General features: G+C 41.0%; 17 protein-coding genes and 1 tRNA gene. 5 read left to right on the top strand and 13 right to left on the bottom strand.

Features of this window, described 5'->3' with window-relative positions; all coding sequences use genetic code 11:
- Positions 1-195: 195 nt before the first annotated feature.
- On the bottom strand, positions 196-1,488 hold the full coding sequence (locus tag AC0VYT_RS03325; protein ID WP_005015959.1) for an OmpP1/FadL family transporter: 1,293 nt from the start codon (positions 1,486-1,488) through the stop codon (positions 196-198).
- Between the two features lie 502 nt (positions 1,489-1,990).
- Between AC0VYT_RS03325 and AC0VYT_RS03330 the strand changes: the two genes are divergently transcribed.
- Positions 1,991-2,650, top strand: a complete 660-nt coding sequence (locus AC0VYT_RS03330; RefSeq protein WP_005015957.1) for a phosphatase PAP2 family protein — start codon at positions 1,991-1,993, stop codon at positions 2,648-2,650.
- 41 nt (positions 2,651-2,691) lie between these two features.
- On the opposite strand, the gene AC0VYT_RS03335 is transcribed toward AC0VYT_RS03330, so the two are convergent.
- The 5 genes from AC0VYT_RS03335 to AC0VYT_RS03355 form a co-directional block, all read right to left on the bottom strand.
- Positions 2,692-4,008: an ATP-binding protein gene (locus AC0VYT_RS03335; RefSeq protein ID WP_005015955.1), complete on the bottom strand. Its 1,317-nt coding sequence runs from the start codon at positions 4,006-4,008 to the stop codon at positions 2,692-2,694.
- A 20-nt stretch (positions 4,009-4,028) separates the two neighbouring features.
- Positions 4,029-4,706: a response regulator transcription factor gene (locus tag AC0VYT_RS03340; RefSeq protein WP_005015954.1), complete on the bottom strand. Its 678-nt coding sequence runs from the start codon at positions 4,704-4,706 to the stop codon at positions 4,029-4,031.
- A 3-nt stretch (positions 4,707-4,709) separates the two neighbouring features.
- The gene (locus AC0VYT_RS03345; protein WP_005015953.1) at positions 4,710-6,374 is read right to left on the bottom strand and encodes a phosphoethanolamine transferase; all 1,665 of its coding nucleotides are present in this window, start codon (positions 6,372-6,374) and stop codon (positions 4,710-4,712) included.
- 143 nt (positions 6,375-6,517) lie between these two features.
- Positions 6,518-6,590: transfer RNA gene (locus AC0VYT_RS03350), tRNA-Arg, on the bottom strand.
- A 72-nt stretch (positions 6,591-6,662) separates the two neighbouring features.
- Positions 6,663-8,015: an amino acid permease gene (locus AC0VYT_RS03355; RefSeq protein ID WP_005015952.1), complete on the bottom strand. Its 1,353-nt coding sequence runs from the start codon at positions 8,013-8,015 to the stop codon at positions 6,663-6,665.
- Between the two features lie 332 nt (positions 8,016-8,347).
- Between AC0VYT_RS03355 and prpF the strand changes: the two genes are divergently transcribed.
- The 3 genes from prpF (at position 8,348) to AC0VYT_RS03370 (ending at position 11,004) form a co-directional block, all read left to right on the top strand.
- The gene (prpF, locus tag AC0VYT_RS03360; protein WP_005015951.1) at positions 8,348-9,535 is read left to right on the top strand and encodes a 2-methylaconitate cis-trans isomerase PrpF; all 1,188 of its coding nucleotides are present in this window, start codon (positions 8,348-8,350) and stop codon (positions 9,533-9,535) included.
- A 192-nt stretch (positions 9,536-9,727) separates the two neighbouring features.
- Positions 9,728-10,069 carry a zinc ribbon domain-containing protein YjdM gene (locus tag AC0VYT_RS03365; RefSeq protein WP_005015946.1) on the top strand — a complete coding sequence of 114 codons (342 nt, stop codon included), beginning with the start codon at positions 9,728-9,730 and terminating at the stop codon, positions 10,067-10,069.
- Positions 10,070-10,095: 26 nt separating this feature from the next.
- Entirely contained in the window at positions 10,096-11,004 is a 909-nt protein-coding gene (locus AC0VYT_RS03370; RefSeq protein WP_005015945.1) for a polyprenyl synthetase family protein, read from the top strand.
- Positions 11,005-11,269: 265 nt separating this feature from the next.
- Here AC0VYT_RS03370 and AC0VYT_RS03375 read toward each other — a convergent pair whose 3' ends face one another.
- The 4 genes from AC0VYT_RS03375 to AC0VYT_RS03390 all read right to left on the bottom strand — a co-directional run bounded on the left by AC0VYT_RS03375 (position 11,270) and on the right by AC0VYT_RS03390 (position 14,321).
- Positions 11,270-12,124, bottom strand: coding sequence for an SPFH domain-containing protein (locus AC0VYT_RS03375; protein WP_005015943.1), 855 nt, complete (start codon positions 12,122-12,124; stop codon positions 11,270-11,272).
- Positions 12,125-12,163: 39 nt separating this feature from the next.
- Entirely contained in the window at positions 12,164-12,619 is a 456-nt protein-coding gene (locus AC0VYT_RS03380) for an NfeD family protein (protein WP_005015941.1), read from the bottom strand.
- Between the two features lie 92 nt (positions 12,620-12,711).
- Complete coding sequence (locus tag AC0VYT_RS03385; protein WP_005404309.1) at positions 12,712-13,629, bottom strand: patatin-like phospholipase family protein; 918 nt, start codon at positions 13,627-13,629, stop codon at positions 12,712-12,714.
- Positions 13,630-13,685: 56 nt separating this feature from the next.
- Positions 13,686-14,321, bottom strand: coding sequence for a 1-acyl-sn-glycerol-3-phosphate acyltransferase (locus tag AC0VYT_RS03390; protein WP_005015935.1), 636 nt, complete (start codon positions 14,319-14,321; stop codon positions 13,686-13,688).
- A gap of 152 nt (positions 14,322-14,473) precedes the next feature.
- Between AC0VYT_RS03390 and AC0VYT_RS03395 the strand changes: the two genes are divergently transcribed.
- Positions 14,474-15,703 (top strand): MFS transporter, encoded by a 1,230-nt coding sequence (locus AC0VYT_RS03395; RefSeq protein ID WP_005015931.1) that lies wholly within the window; start codon positions 14,474-14,476, stop codon positions 15,701-15,703.
- A 180-nt stretch (positions 15,704-15,883) separates the two neighbouring features.
- Here AC0VYT_RS03395 and AC0VYT_RS03400 read toward each other — a convergent pair whose 3' ends face one another.
- From AC0VYT_RS03400 to AC0VYT_RS03410, 3 genes are all read right to left on the bottom strand, one after another.
- Entirely contained in the window at positions 15,884-16,237 is a 354-nt protein-coding gene (locus AC0VYT_RS03400; protein ID WP_005015929.1) for a DUF1304 domain-containing protein, read from the bottom strand.
- Between the two features lie 65 nt (positions 16,238-16,302).
- Complete coding sequence (locus tag AC0VYT_RS03405; RefSeq protein WP_005015927.1) at positions 16,303-17,280, bottom strand: zinc-binding dehydrogenase; 978 nt, start codon at positions 17,278-17,280, stop codon at positions 16,303-16,305.
- A 3-nt stretch (positions 17,281-17,283) separates the two neighbouring features.
- On the bottom strand, positions 17,284-17,907 hold the full coding sequence (locus AC0VYT_RS03410; RefSeq protein ID WP_005015924.1) for a TetR/AcrR family transcriptional regulator: 624 nt from the start codon (positions 17,905-17,907) through the stop codon (positions 17,284-17,286).
- Positions 17,908-18,200 lie beyond the last annotated feature (293 nt).

Below are 18,200 nucleotides of genomic sequence, written 5' to 3' on the forward strand. Positions count from 1 at the left end.
ACTTGATTAGAGTAAAAAGACTAAGAATACTGATGTATATAAATGATTTATAAATAAAAAATTAGAGTAAATGTTTTAAAAATATACCAAGTAAAACCGAATTTTTTTGGCTAAATTAGCAACACTTGAAATTTGTATAGTAGAGCAGTAATAGAAAGGCTACCGCAAGCGATAGCCTTTCTAAAATAATTTACCTTAGAAACGATAACCAATTTTTAGACCATAACCCCAAGCATCGTTATCTTCAAAATCAGCTACATATGAATTAGAACCGAAATCAGATGCAGCTTGAGCTTTTGCATCGCCTAACCAGAAATATTTCACACCGCCCGCAATAAAGTAGTTTTGTGCAGGGCTAAATTGTAGACCTAAACCAAGATTCCAATAGCCTTCTGTTGGGCCTAAAGTAGAAACTGGATTACCAGCACCTGAATCCCAACCTACAGAAACGTTACCTGCCCATTGTTCAGAAAATTTACGGCCTACGCCTAGAGTAGCTGAGATTTGATCATCAGTATAAGAAACAATATCAAAGCCATTTGGATTATTAGGAGTAGCACCTGCCGCGCCTAAAGCTCTTGAAACTCGTTCAAACTGCTGTGGACGAATTGAGAAATCCTTCCAGTTGACCCAGCGTACGTTAGCAAAGGCTACTGTATCTGCCATAATACCGCTTTGGAAATCAAGGTTTACAGACTGAGGAGTAGAAATTTTAGTATTTGTATTTACATTATAAAGCGCAGCAGCAGGGTTTTGCGTTACTAAAGCTAAAATATCACTATGACCATATTCATTTGTTTTCAAATCATGATCAATTTCAGAACGATAAGTTAGTGATGCTTTTAGAGCAATTTCAGGAATCTGGTAAGCAATACCCGCTAACCAACCTACAGCACTATCGTCTTCCATTGTAGCATTGTATTGACCTAATGCAGTTGTACTGCCATATGCTAGACCACGTAATTGAACATTACCTTCAACTGACTGGTATACAGCACCACCATAAATATTAAAATTTTCAATAGGTTGATAACCTACAAGCATAGTAATATTTTCTGATTTAACTTCTACTTCTGTACCTTCTGTTCCATTATGGAAAACACCACCAGCTAAAGGATTTAAATAAGTATCAGTAGGGTAAGTTGCTTTCGCTCCAAATGGCTGATCATAAATTATACCAAATGAAAAATTATCAGTTAACTGAAATTTTAATGCTGCACTTGGAAAATAATAATCATCACCCATTTCGCCAACTGAGGTGCCTCGATAAGCAGGAGCTAATGGTGCGGCAGCTCCTCCTGGCGTCCAATTATTTTGAACTTTACCAGAAACTGATGGATCAAGAACAGAAATTCCGGCTTCAAAATAATTACCTGGCTGTAAGAATGCAGAGATCGACTGACCTGAACGATCTAAAGCTGCTGCAAATACCCCAGTTGCAGGTAGCATTGCTAAAATCATTGCTGTGCTAAGAGTTTTTAATTTCATTCTAGTCTTTCCTTGAGATACGGGAAGTTTTACGTGCATGATCTATGCTTTTTAATTTTGGAGATCATCCTCTTCCGGGATAAAATCTAACTTAACTCCATGTGACAAAAATAGCACAATTAAACTAAGAGTAAATGCTCTATTTGAACTTAAAAATAAAAAAAATATGTTGAAAAAACATGCTAACTGGAGTAAATGTTCTATAATTTAAAAAGAATAATAAATTAAGTAATTGAAATATAAAAATATTAATTTATCGTTATTATGTAATAATCGCTTTTTTCAATTAAAATTTAAAATTTGACTATTCAGATTTTTAAAAATAATCAAGAAAATCAAGAGCAAAATTTAAGCAAATAATTAATTTAAGTGAATTCATTGTAGGGAGGAATGGGTTAATTTTCTTTAAACAAGATTTTAAGTAGGAAGTAGTGGGTCAGTTTAAGATGATTTTAAGTAATATCTGTTCAGATAAAGAGGATATTTATTTAAATTTTCTGTGATGCAAAACTCAAACTATTTTTTGTCTTATCAGTACATTTTATTATTTATAAATTTCTTTATCTTAAAAATTTTTTTCCCTGTAGGCGGGTTAATCGATTTATCTCTTATACAACCGTGGGTAAGCCACTCGGGAGAATTCCTATTTCGTGATAGCTGGTATTTGGCGAAACTCAACCATAGCTATATAAAAGATATAATTATGGCTGTTTATATCTGCTATTTTATGGGCTGGTTAAGCTCATTTAAGTGCCAAAAACTTAAAATGTATCAAATGAAGTGGGGCTATTTTTTTCTGGTCTCCCTGTTATGTACCAGTATCGTTGGTCTCATCAAGTCGCAGTCTGCATATGCTTGTCCATGGAATATGACTATCCCTTCTATTTCAGGGTTTACTTGGGATTTTTCAGCAAAAAATGGGCATTGCTTTCCAGGCGGCCATGCTTCAACAGGTTTTGCTTTATTAACAGGTTATTTTGTTTACCGCTTATCTAATATAAAAAAGGCCTGTTTCTTTCTTGTGGCTGGCTTAATACTTGGTTTTGCAATGGGCTGGGCACAGATGATGCGTGGTGCCCATTTTTTAAGTCATAATCTATGGACATTGTGGATCTGCTGGTGTGTAAATGTTCTGATATACCAGATTATCCTCAAATTTTAAGTACTGACTAGAGATTCTGGCTCACTACTTTCTACAGGTTTTTAAAGAATATTATCTGGTAAAAATATATTGACCTGTAAGCCACCTAATGTCTGGCTGTGTGTAAAACTAAGCCGTCCCTTTAAACGTTGGGTTGCCTTATGAACAATGGACAGACCTAAGCCACTCCCAATTTCTGTATGCTGATAAACACGGTAAAAACGCTGAAGCACCTTTTCGTATAGCATAGGGTCAATACCTGGTCCACTGTCTTCTATCTGTATCAGTGCTCCATTTTCTCTGGCATATACGGAAACATTAATTACACCATTCTCTGGCGTGTATTTAATGGCGTTATCAATCAGATTAAAAATGATTGAGTGTATGATAGCGGGTTCCGACAAGATACTCACCGGATCCTGCTGCTCCATGCCCAGATCGATATTCTTTTGTATTGCCAGCTGGATGAGTTCCTCTACACAATTTGTAGCGATATCGCTCACTCTGACCTGCACACCATGCTCAGTTTCTAAAATATTTGCATCCTGTTGAGCCAGGCTAAGTAATTGACTGACCAGATGCTGGACACGCATTAAACCTTTATTGAGGTTCTTTAAAGCAGGATGGTCAGGAAACTCTTGTAACAGAATCTGTATTTGCAAATTTAATGCAGTAATCGGTGTTCTTAACTCATGAGCTGCATTTGCTATAAATTGCCGCTGCTCTTGCTGTGAATATTGAATTCGGCTAAATAGAGAGTTGATTTCATTAAGGACTGGTACAATTTCTTGAGGATATTTAAATATTTGAACCGGTTCTAATTCATGTGGCTCACGCTTTGCAATTTCTTCTTTAAATTCGTCTAAAGGTTTAAGATTGTGGCTGATGATCCAGCCTAATCCCCAGAGCACCAAGGGCATAAACAGCAAGTAGGGAATAAACATATTGCCCGCAAGTTCTAGTGCCAGATGCCGGCGGACAGAAAGCTGCTGGCTAACCTGTATCTGGTCATGCTCAAGTGGGAGCACATAAGTCCGCCAGATATCACTTGCAGTCTGGTGTGTATAAAAACCGGCTTTTTCTACCGGTGCAACCAGCCGCTTTGACTGGCTTTGATGATCTTGATCAGTATATGCCCATACATCTACAAATAAATCTTCTTCATGGTAGCGCTGATGTTCATCAAACTGGCTTTGGATCTGCTCTGGACCATGAGTGGCAATACGTTCAGCCAGATTCTGCATCTGGGCATCCAGAATTTCATTAATTTCTTCAAGCGCAATACGATAAGCTGAAAAGACCAGTACACAGCCCAGACTGATACTAAAGAATGAAATATAGAGTATGAGCCGTTTTTTTAAGGAGTAATTTGATGACATAAAAACTTCGCTGTTTAAGCTTAGGCCTGACCCAGACGGTAACCTAAACCACGAATAGTCCGGATAAAGTCCTTGCCGAGCTTGGTGCGTAAATGGTGTATATAGACCTCAATGGTATTGCTGTTGATTTCAGAATCTATATCGTAGAGCTTATCTTCCAGACTGCTTCTGGAAAAAATTTTATAGGGATAACTCATCAAGGGAATAAGGATAGCCCATTCACGCTTGGACAAGTCAATATGTTCATTTTTAAACAGGGCAGAATGCTGTTCCAGATCAAGTATCAGGTCGCCATGTTGTAGTATCTGTACGGTTTCGGTCTGAATGCTGGTTATAGTGCTGCGACGTAATAGAGCCTGTATACGTGCCAGTAATTCATCAAATTCATAAGGCTTAACCAGATAATCATCTGCACCTTGATTCAAGCCATCTACCCGGTTGTGTAGCTGGTCGCGTGCAGAAATAATTAAAACTGGAAGAGCCGGTTTTTGCTGCCGGATCTGCTTGAGGACCTGCATTCCATCCATAAGAGGGAGGCCCAGATCTAGCAGGACAATATCAAATTCCTGTGTTTTAAGCAGTTTTAGGCCATCAATACCGTTATTTACCCATTGCACTGCGAACTGCTGATATTGCAGCAGTGTAATGGTGGATTCGGCAATCATAAAATCATCTTCAATAATCAGGATTTTATTCATTTTTTATATCCTCAGGCCCGATAGATGATGGCATTGTTGCAGCATATCATGCTGTGGCTGTATCACTGCACTCTTAATGTTGAGCAGACTGAGCAGGGTAGGAAATAAATTATCCTGGCTCAGATTTTGCTGTTTCTGGTTGGCCAGACAGGCGAACTGCACAGGGTGCTGCTGTTTCCAGCTCTCTGAAAACCACATTAACATTGGAATATGGGTTTGCTGGCTGGGTGCAATGGCATAAGGCGAACCATGTAAATATAAACCATGCTCTCCAGTAGATTCACCATGATCCGACAAATACCATAGCGCGCTCTGATAGTGTTGGTTTCCTTCTAAGGTTTGTATAAGCTCGGCAAGCACATGATCGGTGTAAACTATTGAATTATCGTAGCTGTTAATTAAAGACTCGGCACTACAACCCTGAATGGCATTGGTATTACATGTCGGTTGGAACGGCTGGTATGCTGCTGTTGAGCGCTTAAAATAAGCCGGGCCATGACTTCCTGCCTGATGCAGAACAATCAGGCGTGGTGTCTTATCTGTCTCTGGAATACTGGCCAGATAAGCCTGGAGTGCCTCAGGCAAGATTTCATCATGACATTCTCCCTCTATACACCACTTCTGTTTAAGGGATTTATTGAATTCATATTGTTCTATGCGGTTGCAGACGCCTTTACAGCCTGAGTTATTATCTACCCAGGTTACTTTGTAGCCCGCACGCTGGGCAATATCTAGCAAGCCTTCCCGGTGTGATGCGAGCTGTTCATCATACTGCTGGCGCGGCATACCGGAAAACATGCAGGGAACTGAAACTGCCGTGGCTGTTCCACAAGAACTGACCTGACTGAAATTTATAATATCCAGTTTAGATAGTTCTGGATTGGTCGCTCTGGTATATCCGTTTAAAGCAAAGCTTTCGGCACGGGCAGTTTCACCTACTACCAGAACCATAAGCTGGGGTTTTTTCGAATCTGATACCGGTAAAATTAAATGTGCATCTTCTCCATATTTAATAAGCGGCAAATTCTGTCTTGGCGCTTTCTTTTTATAATACGAAATGCTAGATGCGATTACATTTTGTGGGCTGATCATACCTTTTAGATCACGATGTTCACGAAAGATAGCTGCATAATCAATATAGAAGGTAAATAGCATCAAGCCGGCCAGAACCAATGAGGTAAGCGCACCGAACATTTTAGAAATAAAAACTTTAGATAAAGCTTCAGTTTTTATTTTGACTAAGCCTAGCAATGATAAAGGCAGCAAGACAAAGCCAAGACTCCACAAAACAAATTGCCAGGAGAGCAGATCCAATACTTCGTGCTGATCGGTCTGTAATGCATTCTGAATTTGGTCAGCTGATATACCTATGCCCAGACTGTTAACAAAATAAGCTGAAAAACCGCCTAAAAGAATGAAGATGACAGCAAAGAATCGAATGTTCCATTTCCACTGCAGCAACTGAAAAATCAGGTTGTAGATACTCACCACTACAATGACTGTTGCCATTAAAAATAACCATGCCTTGATTCCCTGGTAAGGTGTGAGCTGCATCATCTTCATATAAAAAGAAAGATTCAGGGCAACGCCAAACCATATAGACAGGATTAAATTGAAGATATTAAGTGAAATAGGCGGAAACTTGTTCTGGAGTCGTCTGAATATCATAAAGGCATTGATACTTTCAGCTTGTATGGAATTTTAATGTAAAAGCTGAAACTTAAATGATACTTAAATCAGGGAAGAGGAGAGACAAAATATGCAAAAGACTTTGCAATCATTAAAGAGATGTATACTGATTTAAAAGGATGTGTGCCCTGCGGGACTCGAACCCACGTCGGTCGCTTAGGAGGCAACTGCTCTATCCAGTTAAGCTAAAGGCACAAAGAAGACTTATTATAAATGAAAAAGTTACTGTCTCAACAATAACTTTTTCAAAATAGAATTTTATGGACTTTACACACGAGGTTTAAGTATTTTATAAAGCACTAGCATCAGAACCACCCAGATTGGTAGCATCAGCACAGACTCTTTAAAGCCTTGTGTCCACATAATGTAGAGTACAACAGCAATAAATACTAAAACGATATAGTTGCTCAGAGGTGAAAACAGTGCCGGAAATTTGGATAAAATTCCATTTTTCTGAATATAGTCTTTAAACTTTAAGTGGGTTAACGTAATCATGGCCCAGTTCAGTACTAAAGCTCCTACTACCACATACATCAGATGACCTAATGCATCTTCTGGAATCAGATAGTTTAGTAATACGCAACCGAAAATCAGAAGTGCAGAAAAAAGCACAGCAGGAATCGGTACACCTTGCTTATTAACCTTCAAGAATATTTTTGGCGCATTACCTTGCTGAGCCAGACCATACAGCATACGGCTATTGGCGTACATGCCGCTGTTATAAACTGACAGGGCTGCAGTCAGAATAATAAAATTCAGCAGATGAGCTGCCCAGCCAATACCTAACTGGCTAAAAATCATTACAAATGGACTTTTATCCAGACCACCGAGTTCCAGCTGGTTCCATGGTACCAGTGACAGTAAGATGGTGAGTGAACCTACATAAAACAGTAAAATTCGGAAAACTACCTGGTTAATAGCCTTAGGAATAGTTTTTTCCGGGTTTTCTGCTTCTGCAGCTGCCATTCCGATCAGTTCAATCCCGCCAAAGGCAAACATCAGGAAAGCCAGCATATAAAACAGGCCGTCAAAACCATTCGGGAAAAAGCCGCCATGACTCCACAGATTGCTAAAAGATGCACCAGAACTGGCATCTGCAGTAAAGATCAGATAAAGGCCAAACACAATCATGGAAATGACTGCTGCCACCTTGATAATGGATAGCCAGAATTCTGATTCACCATAAAACTTGACATTACCCAAGTTAACTAAAGTAATGATTACAAAAAAGAAGAGTACCGAAGCCCACGCAGGAATATGCGGCCACCAGTAATTGATATATTTGGCAACAGCAGTCAGCTCTGTCATTGCAACTAAAATATAAAGAATCCAGTAGTTCCAGCCTGCCAAGAAGCCCGGAAAGTTACCCCAGTATTTATGCGCAAAATGACTAAAAGAGCCAGCAACCGGCTCATGTACAATCATTTCACCTAGTTGGCGCATAATTAAAAAAGCAATTAATCCACCGATCGCATAACCTAAAATAATGGATGGACCAGCAGACTGTATAACCTGCGCAGAACCTAAAAACAGACCGGTACCAATAGCTCCACCCATGGCAATAAGCTGGATATGACGGTTTTTTAAGCCACGCTGAAGTTGCGATGTATTATTGTTCAAAGTGCTCAGCTCGACGATGACTAAGTCAAGTATTGTAATGTATTGCAACTTATTAGCCTAGTCAGACTAATTGCTTGCTGCTGAATCTTAAGCTCTTTTATAAATTTAATAAAAATAAATAACTTAGCGAGATGTAAGGCTGTTATTTATAGAATCGGGATGGTTGAGTATTTAAATTTAGTCTGACTAGTCTATAAAATAATTCTGCCGGTTTCAGACTCGAACAGGAATAGCCTGCACAGCAGTTTAAAAAACCTTTAATATGAACCGGGATTGGATAGCCCACATTTGCCCAGCAATAATCATAAAGAATGACAGGAATTAAAACAGCAATGAGTTCAGTACCACAAATTAAAGTCGCCGCTACCTATATGCGTGGCGGAACCAGTAAAGGTGTATTTTTTAAACTTGATGATTTACCTGAGAAGGCTCGCGAAGCAGGTCAGGCGCGTGATCATTTTTTACTGCGTGTGATCGGCAGTCCAGACCCTTATACCAAACAGATTGATGGGATGGGTGGAGCGACCTCAAGCACCAGTAAAACGGTGATCCTGTCTAAAAGTACCCGCGCAGAACATGATGTCGACTATCTGTTTGGACAGGTCTCAATTGACCAGCCTGTCGTTGACTGGAGTGGTAACTGTGGCAATTTGACCGCAGCAGTTGGGTCTTTTGCTATTAGTAACGGACTGGTCGATGCTAATCGTATTCCTGAAAATGGTATATGTACCGTAAAAATCTGGCAGGTCAATATTGGTAAAACAATTGTTGCACATGTACCTGTAACGCAAGGGCAGGTTCAGGAAACTGGAGATTTCGAGCTGGACGGTGTGACCTTTCCGGCAGCCGAAGTTCAAATTGAGTTTTTAGATCCTTCCGATGATGATGGTGAGGGGGGCAGTATGTTTCCTACCGGCAATGTCATCGATATGTTCGAGGTTCCTGGAGAAGGCAGTTTTCAGGCTACATTTATTAATGCAGGCATTCCCACTATTTTTTTAAATGCAGCAGATTTAGGGTATACCGGCACGGAGTTACAAGAACAGATTAATACTGACCCTTTAGCGCTAGCACGTCTGGAAACTATTCGTGCCTTTGGTGCTCTTAAAATGGGACTGATACAGGATATAGCTGAGGCAGCCTCCCGTCAGCATACGCCGAAAATTGCTTTTGTGGCGCCCCCGCTTACTTATATGGCCTCCAGTGGAAAGCAGGTCAAGCAGGAAGATATTGACCTGCTGGTCCGTGCGATGTCGATGGGTAAACTACACCATGCTATGATGGGTACTGCTGCAGTTGCTATAGCAACAGCGGCGGCAGTCCCAGGCACTGTGGTAAATCTCGCTGCTGGTGGGGGAGAGCGTGAAGTCGTCCGTTTCGGACATCCTTCCGGGACCTTACGTGTGGGCGCACAAGCTGAACAGCAGCAGGGAACATGGACTGTCAGGAAAGCCATTATGAGCCGGAGTGCCCGTGTGCTGATGGAAGGCTGGGTTCGTGTACCGGGCGACTGTTTTTAACCAAAGACATTAAATTAAAAAATACCAGTCTTCAAAGTCAGGCTGGTATTTTTTATATTTCCTCTTTTGATTATAAAGAGCCAATGTGATTTTCTCCCTAAAATAGGGGGTGCTATAATACTTTCGAACTGAGCCATAGAGAAAACAGGCGGAAAGCAGTATGATGCTCTTACTTTTGATAAGGATAACCTCATGACTGACCAACTTCCTGCGTGCCCACAGTGTCACTCTGAATTTACCTATCAAGACCAGGAACTTTATATCTGTCCTGAATGTGCGCACGAGTGGCCAGCATCCAACATGATAGAGACCGAAACTTTTACAGTTAAGGATGCGGTAGGTAATCTGCTTCAGGATGGGGATACAGTCAGTGTGATCAAAGACCTGAAAATTAAAGGTTCCTCACAGATCGTAAAAATAGGTACAAAAGTTAAAAATATTCGCCTGATTGAGCATAGTGATCATAATATTGATTGTAAGATTGACGGAATTGGAGCCATGAAACTTAAATCCGAATTTGTTAAAAAAGTCTAACCGAACAGAAGATATTGAGGCTATTTGTGTCAGCAATACCCGCAGTTAAAGCAGAGATATTAAAACAGGCGCAAGAACGTATCCAGCAGGACCTGCTCAGTGCGCTGGAGGCGTTTTCCTTACCAGAGCCTTTAAAAAGTGCGGTATATCATGCAGTCATGCTCGGAGGTAAACGGGTCCGTCCTGCACTCTGTTATGCAACAGCGGCCCTGCAGCCCAACTCCAATTTTGCAGCTGTGCGCCGTGCTGCGGTCGCGATCGAAATGATCCATTGCTATTCGCTGGCACATGATGATTTGCCATGTATGGATAATGATCTGCTGCGCCGCGGTCAGCCTACCTGTCATGTTGCTTTTGGTGAAGACACTGCATTACTGGCTGGTGATATATTACAGTCAATGGCATTTGAAGTTCTGGGTAGCCGCCTGTTTGATCAAGGTGTGGCGGTAGACCAGGCAGTTGTATTAAGACAGATGCAGATATTGGCTACTGCAAGCTCAAAAATGGTTTGTGGCCAGGTGATGGATTTACAGGCTGAAGGCAAGCAGGTAGACCAAAGCCAGCTGGAAAATATTCACCGCAATAAGACAGGCGCATTGATTCAGGCGGCGATCATGATGGCTGCGGTGACTATATTTAATGGTACGGATCAGGCTATTCCACAACTTCGCCAATATGGACAGGCAATTGGTCTGGCATTTCAGGTACAGGATGATATTCTGGATATTGTGTCTGAAACAGAAGTACTGGGTAAAACGGCCGGTAAAGATGAGCAGGTCGAAAAGTCAACTTATCCTGCTTTGATGGGGCTTGAACAGGCACAGCTTTATGCCAAGCAACTCCATGATCAGGCTTTTAGTGCGCTTGAATATTTTGGAGAGGCTGCTGAAGAGCTCAATACAATATCCCGCTTCTTACTGTCACGTAAAAGCTAGATCTGGCCAATAAAACCCTGTAATTAAAAAGGAGCATGTTAAGCTCCTTTTTATATAAAAAATGCGCTCATAAAACTATTTTTTCTAACTATCAGTCTGTTTAAAGCAGTTTTTATTGAGTAATTTATGGGTGTTTTGCTCAAAGTCTTTCTGCCGAGACTCAAGTTTTACTTCCGTTATTTGTTATTAAACTCTATTTAATATTAATAAAATAAGAACAGGCGGCTATTAAGCAAGCCACCTGTTTTAATAAAATCAGTCAAGATTAGTTATGACGACCCATAATTCCGCGGATGGTATTGAGTACATCAGCCGGTAGAACCACCGTTTTAGCATTGTTGGATTTTGCCATATCCTGCATGGCTTTTACATATTGTTCACCGAGCAAATAAGCTACCGGTATTTCCTTGTCACCTACTGCTGAGGTGACCATATCAATAGCTTTTTGTGAGGCTTCGGCCAATACGACCTGTGCCTCTGCATCACGGCGAGATGCCTCCAGACGACCATCAGCTTCTAAAATGGCAGCCTGTTTTTCACCATCAGCACGCGTTACGGTTGCACGGCGCTGACGTTCAGCCGCTGCCTGCGCTTCCATTGCAGCCTGCATGGTTGCAGAAGGCTGAATATCTTGGATTTCTACAGTTTTTAAAGTGATACCCCAATCTGAAATATCATCAGAAATGGCTGCTTTAAGTTTGGCCTTGATATGATCACGTGAAGAAAGTGCATCATCCAGATCCATTTCACCAACAATTGAACGTAAAGAAGTCTGTACCAGATTCTGAATCGCCCAACTATAGTTTTCAATACCATAGACGGCTTTTTCTGGTGTAGTCAGATTGATATAAGCTACTGCATTCATCAGCAGTACGGCATTATCTCGGGTGATCACTTCTTGTGAAGGAATATCCAGAACAATATCTTTGGTGGTCACTTTATAGGCGACTTCATCGACGTAGGGAATTACAAAACTCAGACCCGGATTCAAAGTAGTATGGTATTTACCCAGACGTTGAACAATCCACTTATAACCTTGAGGAACAATACGCACCCCTTTAAAAATAGTTACGCCTACAAAGAGTAAAAAGACTAAAACAATAATGGTGCTGACTGACATGATGGTTTCTCTTTATATTTTCATAATAGTAACGTGCAGTTAACCGTGTCGCTGCACGACCAGGTTATTTCCCGATATATCCGTCACTTGTACCCGATCACCGACTTGAACAATATCTTGCGTACGGCAGTTCCATTCATCCGACCCTAGTAACGGCATGGGAAAACGGACTTTAATCTGGCCATGTTCCATACCGGTCTGAATAACCATGCCTATCTGGCCGATAGTGGCCTCCCTTGAGAGCCCGGCCTTGGTTTTATCGATAGACAGAGGCTTGATAAACTTGAACCAGAGCAGGGTACATAGAATCGACAGGACAATCCACATCACGATCTGAGTGGTCAGGCTCATCATTGGAAAAAGCCAAAACAAAATACAGACCATGATTGCAGCAATACCAAACCATAATGCGGCAAAGGCAGGAAGAATTAACTCGGACAGAATCAGTAAAATGCCGAGTACAAACCAGTGCCAAGGTTCAATTACAAATTCCATAATTTTGTCCGGTGATTAAAGTTACAGCAAAAAGATGAGTCTTCACTGTAACAGATCAATAACTCAATGAAAATTTAAAAATTTTCAGCTGTTCAGAATTTTGGGCGTGGGGCTGGCTTAAAGGCCGCAGGTGACTTCTTAAATTGCTGAATCGCACCTTGAATAGCCCGTATCTTAAGCTGCGCCGCTTTCTCGCCTTCTAAAATAGATTCATTGCTGGCTTTTAAGTCAAGTACGCCTAAGTGCCCGACTTTAGGTTGGATGACCACATTAGCCTGTGCAAGTTCTTCATTAATGCTTTGCTGGCCCATGATATTAATGGTCTGGTCCAGTAAACCCCACATATTTACCGGGCGGCTGGCATCTGGTCTGGCTGAAATATCAACCGCAATAACAATGTCCGCTCCCATATCCCTGGCAGTTTTTACCGGAATCGGGCTCACCAGTCCGCCATCAATATATTTGGTTTTACCAATAGTTGCCGGCACAAATACATTCGGGATACTGCATGAGGCCCGTACAGCCTGTCCCGCATTCCCCTTAATAAAGTCTGCTTTTTGACCATTATCAAGACGTGTTGCGACTGCAGCAAAGCGGATTGGAAATTTTTCAATTGGTTTATTGCTGACCTGATTATTCACATAGTTCTGCAATTTTTGGCCTAAAATAATACCCTGGCTATTAAGGGTTAAATCACGGATATCAGCCTCTTTAAGCTGAAGTGCCAGCTGCTGTAACTGATATGGGGTTTTACCACTGGCATAAATACTACCGACAAAGCTACCGGCACTGGTACCTGTAACAATTTTAGGTTTAATACCGTGAGATTCGAGTACTTTAATTACACCGATATGAGCAAAACCTTTAGCACCACCACCACCAAGTGCTAAGGCAATAACGGGCTCACGAGCCTTTAATTGTGTTGTAACCGGTGGAGTCTGGGCGGTCTTGTCACATCCAGCAAGAGCTAGTGCCAGTATTCCTGCAAAAGTAAGCTGTGCAAATTTCATCTTTAGTTTAGTAGTGACTTGGATCAGAAAAGATATGTCCATCACAGCAGATTTGCTTAATTTTTGCCAGCATTTTCCAGCAGTTTTTGTAAGGGTAGGGCCAGCCACTCTGGTTTTTTGGGAAAGAATTTCCCCTGATATTGTTTCAGGATATACTCCAGATCTGCTTCATAGTTGCCTGTAGGCTGCATGGCGCCTAGGCAATAAACTTTTTTGTGCTTGTAGTCGAAAGAAAACATGACTATTGGAATATCTGCCTGATAAGCAATCCAGTAAAAACCGCTTTTGATTTTCTCGGCACGTTTTCGGGTGCCTTCTGGGGCGAGGGCAATCCAGATTTTGTCAGTAGAGTGGATTTTTTCCACTGCCTGTACAGTCAGGCCATTGTTACTGTTACGCTTGACTGGAATAATACCTATCCATTTGAGTAAAGACTTAAAAGGGAATCTGAATAGGCTATCTTTTCCAAACACGTTTACTTTTAATCCCAGTGCCCCAATCACCAAAAATCCGTACCAGCCATCAATATTGGAAGTGTGGGGTGATACCACTGCAACAGCTTTAGGCAGATTGGGAAATTTACCCTCAAAAGTCCAGCCCTGTGCCAGAAACAGTTTCTGGCATAAAAGCCGAGTAGCTGCTGTACCGCGTGAGGGAACCAGATTGGGAAGACGGGGAAAATGTTGTAACATGCTTTGGTTTTTTAAGTAGTGGCGTATTTTAAATCTTAATCCGATGTCACAGCTGATACATTGGCAAAATATCTGAAGCTTGGTTTATGGGAATGAGCATCATGGACAGTGTGAGCAGCACAAAAATACTCCTGAATAACCGAGTAAAGTAAATGTCCCGGCATCTTTATCTGCTGCTGTTTTCGTTGTACTGGGCGCAAGGCCTACCTGTTGGTTTTATGACACATGCCTTACCTGTCATTCTTCGTATGCAAGGGGTATCATTGGCACATATTGGCGGCTTTGGCCTGTTGATGCTGCCGTGGTCAATCAAAATTCTCTGGGCACCCTGGATTGACCGTTATGGTACTCAACGGTTTGGACATTATCGTAGCTGGATTATCCCTACACAGTTATGCAGTGTTTTAATATTAATTGCCCTGTCATTCTTGCCGATTCAGGCACTCGACCAGCCCGTTTTTTTACTCACTTTTTTTGCTGCCTTGATGCTGCTAAATCTGGCAGGTGCCACCCAAGACGTAGCTACAGATGGACTGGCTGTTCATTTGCTTACCCTCAAACAACAGCATTGGGGTAACACTTTTCAGGTCATTGGCTCACGTTTGGGCTTTATAGTAGGAGGCGGAGCTTTGCTCTGGGCATTGGACTGGTTAAGCTGGCAACCTACATTTTTAGTACTGGCAGCTTTGGTTCTTTTAAATACGCTACCCATTGTTTTATTTAAAGAGCCCGCAAAAGAAGTATCGGTCTTTTACGAAAAAATATCCTGCAAGCAAAGCATCAGACAGTATTTTAACTATTTCCTGAATAACCGGATTTTAAAATCCTGGTTAGGCGTGTTAGTCACTTTTAAAGTGGCAGATGGACTATCCGGACCGCTGTTAAAACCACTGATGGTCGATCTGGGACTCAGCCTTTCACAGATTGGTATTTACATTACAATATTAGGTGCTGTTGCAGCACTTTTCGGAGCAGTATTGGCTGGTACGCTATTAAGATGGATGCGTCGTACACAGGCTTTATTCCTGTTTTCTTTTTTCAAGGTTCTAAGTTTAATCGCATACGCTTGGCTGGCTTATTGTTATCACCAGCGGTATAAGGTAAGTCACTGGTTAATCTATTGCATTAATGCAGCTGAAGACATGATTTCTGCCATGTTACTGGTGGTCATGCTCACACTGGTAATGCAATATTCAAGAAAACAATATGCCGGTACAGATTTCACTTTTCAGGTTGCCGTTATGGCAACAATCAGTGGGCTACTGTACACGTTAAGTGGTATCGCCGGAGACTGGCTAGGTTATGCCTATTATCTGAATATTATTATAGGCATTTCAATATTGTGTATGTATCCAATTTGGCTCTGGACGAAAGCCAGTTAGCATCCTTCGGATGTATAAGGACTATTTGTTGTGCTGTATTCAGGTGATAGAAAAAAGTATATGGTTTTATTCTTATAAGAACTTTAAACAATAAAAGTTATATAAACCAAATTTAGTATGGTGTGTGAAAATTAAATATTTTCATTTTGCCTTATAAATAATTTTTATTAATTAATAAATTTAGAAAAGATTCACTGCAATCAAGGCAACAAGGGCAGGTAGTGCTTGAATATATATAATTTTCTTACTTGCGGTCAGTCCACCGTATATTCCTGCAACCAGGACGCAGCCTAAGAAGAAATTGGCGAGTGCCAGTGCATAGCTCTCAGGTGCATACAATGACCAGAGCAGGCCAGCTGCCAAGAAACCATTATATAAGCCTTGATTTTGCGCCATGACTTTAGTCAACCGTGCTTTTTCAAGAGTATTACCAAATGCTTTTAAACCAGAGGGCTTATCCCATAAAAATATTTCTAAAACTAAAATATAGAGATGTAGCAGTGCAATCAAAACAATCAGAATTTGTCCGATCATATACTTTATCCTTATTATTGATGAATAACGCCAGATCAGCCTCGTAGCTGATCTGGGATAAAAAATTACGGTTTAAGAAGTACTTTGCCCTGACGTGCACCTTGAGTGGCTTTCAGTGCAGCTTCTTTAATTTGTGCAAAGCTGAATATACCTTCAACAGGAAGTAGTAATTTTTTTTGCGCTGCAAGCGTCAATAATTCTGTAATTAGCGCCTTTTTGCGTTCAACAGATAACTGCTTGTTGACGACGCTTGCCCAAAAGCCTTTGACAGTGGCCTGTTTAAAAATCAGATCTCCTGAGGAAATCTGCATGGTTTCACCTGTCATACTGCCAAATGAAACCAATAGGCTATTATCGCTCAGTAAAGCGAGCATTTCACCACTGGCTTGACCACCAATTGAGTCTACACCGGCTATAAGAGGCTGATCAGCATGAATGGCTTTCACCTGATTTTTCCAATCTGCCTGGTCTGTTGCGACTACATTCTTGATACCCAAGGCTTGCATTTCAGTGACTGCTTCGTGCCGACGAACCAGATGAATTACCTTCTGACCACGCGCTTTTGCGATCATAGCCACAGTTTTACCCACCGCACCATTTGCAGTATTTTGAATTAGCCATGAATCTGCAGGCAGATTGATAAAGTCTAAGAGCATTAATGCGCTGATTGGCATCCCAATTAACTGAGCCGCAGTTTCGTCATCAATTGCATCAATTAAAGGGACGAGACCCTGCACTGGCGCAATAAAATATTCGGCCCAGCTACCATGAACTCCAGCAACTGCCACACGCTGACCCACTGTTACACCTTGCACACCTTCACCCAGTGCGTCGATTATCCCTACAGCTTCACTACCACCAATTGCGGGAAGTGTGGGCTTATAGCCATAACTGCCACGCACAGTCCATATATCATGGTTATGCATTGGAGATAAAATTGTTTTAATACGTACTTCGCCAGCTTTCGGCTCGGGTTGTGGCATATCGGCAGTTTCCAAAACCTCAACGGGTTCGCCAAACTGATGATGAATAATACTTTGCATTTGCTATTCCTTTAAAGGTTTTAATAATTGTTGGGTGGTTTCCAAGGCGAGATAGAGTGGTTGCTTATCTTGTGCAAGTTTTGCCAATAAAGCTGCACCCAACCATAGTTGATACATTGTTTGCGCCAGTTTTTCAGGTTCAATATGTAAGGAAATTGAACCGTCTTGTTGTCCTTCTTTAAGTAGACTCGTAATACGTTCTGTTAACTTATGCACGCCAAAGTTCAAAATTTGACGCATATCTTCAGATAAATCTGAAACTTCTGCTGCTAACTTGACGATCAGACAGTTTTCTGCCCAGCCTCTGCCATGAATACTTTCTTCAACATGAGCAGGAGGGTTAATCCATGCTTTCCAAAGTGCCAGAAGACGTAGGTAAGCGCTTCCGCCTTTTTGCTGCATCAACTGGTCAATCCTGACCGTGTAATCAGCCAGATACTGTTGTAGAAGTGCGCAGCCGAAAGCCTCTTTTGAAGCAAAGTAATAATAGAATGAGCCTTTAGGCACATCGCAATTCTTGAGAATTTCCTGTAAGCCCACTCCAACAAAGCCTTTATGCAGTACCAATTCAAAACTACTGCTTAAAATATGTTGGCGCGTTGCTTCACTTTTGTCTGATCGTTTCATACTTTTACTATAAATTAATAATAGACCAGTCGTCTACTTAATAATAAATTATTCTAGTGTTTTATATTGAAGCATCTTAATAAATAACTATATGCAGCCAGTATTTATCTGTAATACCGCTCATTCAGTTGTTTTCTATATTCAGATACTATTAGCAGTTGATCTAACTTAATGGACCTCATGCGGAGATAAAAGGTATCAGGTACAACTATACCTTTCTTGAGCAGACAACTAAGCTTTTAATAAAAAAATAAATAATAAAATCAGATTTTTAAATAAAAAATAATTGATTT

The organism is Acinetobacter sp. QJM3NY_42, assembly GCF_056173745.1.